Raw genomic sequence first — 6,415 nt, 5'->3', positions numbered from 1 at the left:
CCATGGAGAGGTTGTTCCGGAGCTTAAAAACAGAATGGATCCCATCAACTGGGTATATGAGCGCTCGTGAAGCCAAACGGGACATCGCCGCATACCTGATGGATTACTACAACTGGCAACGGCCCCATCAACATAATGATGGGGTGCCGCCTGCGGAAGCCGAGAATCGGTCTAAACAGGTGTCCGGATTTAGTTGACCACTACAGAATGCCCTTGTTCAAGAACTTGCTTGACGACTTCGTCCTTGAATTCTGGCATGTATCTTTTGTTGCTCATCCTGGTTCCTCCTGTGCTCAAAGAATAGCCTGGAGGTGTCTAATCAACCGTGGGCAGTCCATTCTAATCAGAACAGTGTCTAAGAAAAGCGGGGCGATTCATCTCAGAATCGTCACTTTTTGGGGTTCTTCGGCGGAACCCGATTCCGGCCTTAGAAAGGCTTGAGCCGTGTGCTGGGAAACTCGCATGCACGGTTCTTAGGAGAGTGGTGGTCGGTAACGGCCACTACTTATCCGATTCAAATGCCCCCGCTAGTCCTCCTAGTCATTCAGGGCAAAAGTTACCAAATTTATTAGTTGGTCTTTGGATGATATTAGGTAGGTGTTGCACAATAGTTACCATTTTAATTTTTCGGTTTGAGTCTGTTTTTTATTGATTTATGCCAGTCTGCCTGTGAAAAGTTACCATCTTTATTGTTTCGCCACAATTTTGACAATTGATATACCTCCAATACCCTTTGGTGGATAGCAGAAAATAATTAGAACTGAATACTTTAATTAACCGAAATCTTTACTGACAACCGATCAATTATCCTAGCCGTCTATTGCATACCAATTAAGACTCATGGATATATAAACCAGAAGGCATATAGAGTTATCATTTGAGTAAACAGTCTTAACACCTTATTTTTTTTAAAAAAAATCTCAAAGAAAATTATTTTTATTTCTGACATAAAAAACACAACCCTTTAAATATCAATCATTTATTTTTATTTTTATTTTTATTAAACTTTACCTTCTTGAGATTTTTGATACCACAGGCATTAGCATTAATATGCCATGCTTTCTTTTTCTAGCTCTAAGCATCCACTGATTTATGCTTGTTAGTTAGAAAACGCTCTTCATTCAAACCAACATGCATATCATCTTCATATCTAATGCCACACATAAGATTGACTGATGTTTGCCAACAATTGACATTCCTTTTCTAATTTTGCAATTGCATACATCAGCCCTCACCGATCATAAGATCAATTTACCAGTAGTTTTCTAGGTAATCTGTAGCATTTTCATTTTTGTTATGAATTCAAATGCCACAAAAATAAAACTCAAGATATTCACTCAAGCCCGTATACAATTAGATATGACCATAGTAGCTTAGATAAACAATGGTATTTATGTGGTTACAATAAAACCATTACATAAACCCTACTTACTAAGCTACCAATACTTAAGACTTAGGCGTGACAGATAGTCAATAAATGAAGTGATATAAAAATAATTTTAAACCCACTAAATTTCTTAAAAGTGTGGCATTTTTTTCAATAAAACAGTTAAACATGCCCTGTCTAAAGCGCTTTTTTTATAGGATCATATTTTAAATAATAATTTTTATTGCTGTTTCTTTATCAATCATTACATCTTATTGAACAAATTTTGATATAAATTTAGGAGTCGGTATGAACTACTTTGTTGATATTGATAGTCTCTGTTATGCACCTAGAGACAGTAGAAAAAAGAGTGAATATTGCTCAAGTTGTATAAAACTAAAAGAGATAAACAGAGAGTTTTCTTCTCGCTTTATTGGGGGAAGTGATGGATTTATTTATAGTTTAGACACACGCGAAAGAGTCAGTAAGAATGTAGTGCTATTACTCTGCCTTTTTTCACAAAACCCAACTGGAAGGCCTATCTCATATGAGAAGATCAGCCACTATATTTGGAAAGAATTAAAGTCTAAAAATAACATTACACAAGTAGTATTTCAAACAAACTTAACGGTAAATAACTTTGGTTATCAGATCGTTAACATTCGCAATAATGGGTACATGTTAGTAAAGGAAACGAAGAAATGTGCAAGCTGATTTTTGAACTCGCTGAAAATTTAGGAAACATAGAATTCTCCGATATAAAATATAAGCTACAAAATATTGTAGAGCCTGAAACAGGTTATACAATCGGATATGAAATCCTTATCGATGGTGCGAATCTTTCAGAAACTGAGAAGTCAAACATTTACAATAAACAGATAAAACACCCTAATGCTGTGAGAAGCTTACTCAACACAATTCAGCTTGCAATTGAGAACAATAAGCAACTCCCCAAAATGCTAGAAAATAAAAAGCTCTTCATTAACTTGGAACGTAGTAACCTTTGTGACTATTTTCTATTAAGTGAGCTTAAAGCCTTCTCGAATCTACTTAAAGAGCAAAGTACTGAGCTCATCATAGAAATCACCGAAAGAAATAGCTGTCAATCATGTAAAAGGCTTTCGGATGGACTTTTACTATTGAATGTGTTAGATATTCCACTAGCTGCCGATGATTATGATATTTATACAAGTGATTTTAGGGAGCATGAATATAAATCTGGAGTTTATGACTACATTAAAATCCGAGTTCCTAAAACCTGTCAAGAAAAGAGAAAGCTAGCTCAATTTTTCGATTCTATTGAAAATGAAAAAGTGATTATTGAAAATGTTGAAACTGACGATCAATATCAATTCGCTAAATCTTTAACACCATTTGCATTGCAAGGGTTTCACTTTGGAGATGAAACCCAATTTGCTTAATCAGACAGAGGAAGTTGATGATTATTCATATCTAATTCCATTAAAAATTTTGGCTTATTCTTAGGAACTAAAGCATTATTTTTAAAGAAATCATCTATGGATATCATCACGCCAATCCATTTATATTGCTTATTTTTATAGGCAATGCCGCTCTCTGTAGGTTCACTTCGGTCTACAATCACTGCACCTTGAACCTGGTAGAACTTAAAGATAAACTCATTAAATACTCTTGCATATATATATTCAATATCTGGATATCCCAATAGCACATCTTTTAATAAATACGATGCAGCCAAGAACATATTTTTCGAAGCTGTAAATGAGCTTCCAACAAAAAGTACTTTATCAACATCAACCAATCTTTTATCATTTGATAACTCGGGCACTAATAATGAAAGATGTTCGATATCAAGAATATGAAAAAAAGCATGACCAGACAAAGAACCTAGTTCATTATAAAAACTATAAAACACATTGAGCAAGCATCCATTTTCAAATCTCAACGACTCCTCATAGGATAACTCATGATCAAATACTTGTTTTCCATATTGGCTAAAAAAATCAAATTCGTCATATCCTAAACTTGAGGTTAAAACATACTTAACCTCATCATTTGAATTATAAAAATGGTCAGTCGCCAAAGAAGAGCTGGCAAAACGTTTATTTACTATGTCCTGCTGTTCAGCTACCTTACTCTTATTGCTTTCTGCTAGCTCAGCAAAAAGTGCATCATAGAGATATAGTCTTTTCAAGATAATATATTTACGATGCATTGATGGGCTTGTGATACCTCTCTCCCATCTTGAGTAAGTGACGCGATCTAAGCCCTCTAAAGAGGTATCCATATCAGCAAGCTGTTCGACCATCTCTTCTTGGCTTAAACCATTTTTTTTTCTGTAAGTCATTAATGCTTTTCTGAACATCTCTGAACCATCCCTGTATACGAATATTCATCAGATATATATTGATCCTTCTGTACGTTAATCAAGCTTGTGCATACAGTCAAGCTATCACTCGTTCGTTCATCTATTCATCAATTGATAGTAAATATTATCATCTCAACCGTGAGCTCACTTTTTAGTGAATTTTAGGTCTTATTTGCATGTAAAAAGCCCCAACTTTCGTTGAGGCTTTCTTTAGTAAGGTTCTGCAAAAAGTTAGTTCAAATCAAACTGCACACCCTTCACTAACCAATCATCGGCCCAAATTTTCAGTTGTTGAACTTGGCGACCATTTGGAATTTCAAAACTCTCTGCGTGAGTATTTGTCGCCGATTTTTTTGAACCAAGTACCTTTTGGCTTCCATCACGGTAAGTGAAAGTTAATTCCACCAACTGCTGGCCTCCGTAGAAGTCCCCCGCGATGGCTTTGATGGCTTTGAGATTTTGCAAATCTACCGTTTGCAAAGAGCCACCCGTTCCACCGACCAACAAAGTTGATGCAGTTCCTATCGCATCAATCGCCGCCCCAGATCGAACATAAATCTTGTTGTTCTGCCCAACACGTTGATGGCTTACTTCCCCTTGAGCAAAACCGAGAATGGGTGAGCTCTCCTGCACATTGAAGACATCAGTGTAAGAAGTAATCGTGCGTAGGCTCACCGTATCACTATTTGCTGTATAAAGACCAAGTTCACCGCTTTGCTTGTTATGCCCTAAGATTTCCTTGGTATGCACATTACTCAACTCATCGGTACCCTCATGCCATTCCCAACGTTGAGTTAAATTGCTATTACAAGGTTGTAAAGCCTCTAAGGCTTCTCCATCAAGACACAACTGGGTATCACTAGCGCTTACATAGCGACCGTCCTGATCATAAATAAATGATTGTGCGGCATTTTGTTTATCACAGACTCTAGCTTTTAATACCCCTTTTATACCCGCTTCAACACAGCGATTGTTGAAGCTTGCTAACTGCAAATTCACTGGCCGGCCACCGGTAAAGACTGGGTGATCCCAATCCACCGTAAAGATTGCTGACTTGGTGATTCGACGGCGCGGCGTGTCTTCAAAGCCATGATAGGACTGGTGTCCGCCAATCACGTAATAATGCTTGTAAGCACCGTTATAGATCGGGCGAATATTGACCGAAGAATCGATCACAAAATCTGTACTTCCAGTCTCTTTCGGTGATGCTTTATAGATCACATCCATTTTGGGCACAAAACTGGCGTAACTCAGTGGACTGATTCGGTTCACATCCACTGGGTATTGGTTTACCCACAATGCATCGGTCGAGCGGTTAAGTAAGGATTCAGCCGTGGCATATTGTTGGCGATTCCACGTAAAACTGACGTTTTGCGCATTTTTTGCATTACGTTCAATCCGATAATCTTGCGTGTTGTAGGTCAACCAACGACTCTGTGTATAGCTTGCTTTTGCCTCTAGCTTCGCCTTCGGGCCATTTTTATCGGCTTCCACTCCACCAGAAACGCCTAGCTCAAAACCTGACACCTCTTTACGCTCAAAGTTGGCGTTGACGTTAGTGACTGGGAAGGTTTTTAAAATCTGCGCTTTGTTATTTAATGCATTGAAGCTAAAACGATAGTCTTGTGCTATCGCATCCGTTGACCACTCTCGGAAGTAAGCATCCAACGTTGCGTAATCAGCTTTGAAGACACGATAGGTAAGCTGATCATTAAGATGAATCCCCGCGCCAGTGCTGTCATCATCTAGGCTGATGCGCACAATTTTGGCATCCGGCGTGGCGGAACCCACAATCCCATATTGCAGCGAACGCTCTAAATTAACTCGGTAAATCAGTGAGATATTGGCATCTTTACAAAATGAACGGCTGCCTTTGTCATTTTTCCACAACCAAGAGTTGTCGAAGGTACATTCTTGATCACTGATTGAACGGTTAACGTTGATGTAAAACGCAACATGCGGCAGGGTATTGGTTTCACTGTTGCTAGATACGTTACGAGAAGCCCCTGAACGAGCAAGCAACCTTGCTGTACGCGGAGCCTCCAGTAGAGTTAGGTCCACATCTTGTGCCTGATCAAACGGTGTAAACAGTAACTCACCTTTATGTTCTGTGATCGCGATAAACACATTAGTGAAGCCCACTCCATAGGTTTTTCTAAACTGGGCTTGCAATGCAGATTGAAGTTCCAGATCGGCGATTTGACTGAAATCCATCAGTATCCGTAACTGTTGATTAATAACTTGATCGCGTAATTCAGACAAACTGGGAAAACGGTTTTCCTCCGATTGCCATTCTGCTGCATTGTAATACTTTATTGCATGGCTATCAGTCACCTGACTAATAATATCAACAGCTTCACCAACGGGTTCATTAATATTAGCAAATGCTATGTGACTAGAGATTAGTCCGAGTATAGACAGAATTGCCACTGCACAATGATTGAGTTTTGGCATATAAACCTCACTGATTCAATTATTTTAGATTTTATATAAGAATGTTTTCAAACAGATGAGTTAACTCAATTGCTTAATATAACCAAGAGCTGATATGCAACTCATCATGCCTATTTGATTCACACAGATAAAGTGCAATTCCATCCACTCAAATGGGGTTAATCTCACTGAGTCAAGCCAACAGATTTGAAGACACCTCATGCATTATGATCATGCTCATCCTTGAAGTTGTGGTCCTAAGCACGTTA

Annotated in this window: 5 protein-coding genes; 3 read left to right on the top strand and 2 right to left on the bottom strand. The window is 38.3% G+C overall.

The features are described 5' to 3' along the window. The 3 genes from VOA_RS0117980 to VOA_RS07875 form a co-directional block, all read left to right on the top strand. Nucleotides 1-197 (top strand): integrase core domain-containing protein (locus VOA_RS0117980; RefSeq protein WP_000440270.1); only part of this gene is annotated, 197 nt, incomplete at its 5' end. 1,478 nt (nt 198-1,675) lie between these two features. Continuing rightward, the gene (locus VOA_RS0117975) at nt 1,676-2,080 is read left to right on the top strand and encodes a hypothetical protein (protein ID WP_001106092.1); all 405 of its coding nucleotides are present in this window, start codon (nt 1,676-1,678) and stop codon (nt 2,078-2,080) included. Beyond that, entirely contained in the window at nt 2,068-2,787 is a 720-nt protein-coding gene (locus VOA_RS07875) for an EAL domain-containing protein (protein WP_000335210.1), read from the top strand. The genes VOA_RS0117975 and VOA_RS07875 overlap by 13 nt, the downstream gene beginning before the upstream one ends. Here the strand turns inward: VOA_RS07875 and VOA_RS07880 are convergent. Together VOA_RS07880 and VOA_RS07885 are read right to left on the bottom strand one after the other, a co-directional pair. After that, complete coding sequence (locus VOA_RS07880) at nt 2,784-3,710, bottom strand: helix-turn-helix domain-containing protein (protein WP_000488527.1); 927 nt, start codon at nt 3,708-3,710, stop codon at nt 2,784-2,786. The genes VOA_RS07875 and VOA_RS07880 overlap by 4 nt on opposite strands. A 234-nt stretch (nt 3,711-3,944) precedes the next feature. Beyond that, the gene (locus VOA_RS07885; protein WP_001125266.1) at nt 3,945-6,167 is read right to left on the bottom strand and encodes a leukocidin family pore-forming toxin; all 2,223 of its coding nucleotides are present in this window, start codon (nt 6,165-6,167) and stop codon (nt 3,945-3,947) included. Nucleotides 6,168-6,415 lie beyond the last annotated feature (248 nt).

Origin of the sequence: Vibrio sp. RC586 (assembly GCF_000176715.1) — a bacterium.
Taxonomy (GTDB): Bacteria; Pseudomonadota; Gammaproteobacteria; order Enterobacterales; family Vibrionaceae; genus Vibrio.
This window is presented reverse-complemented; position numbering and strand designations above follow the sequence as displayed.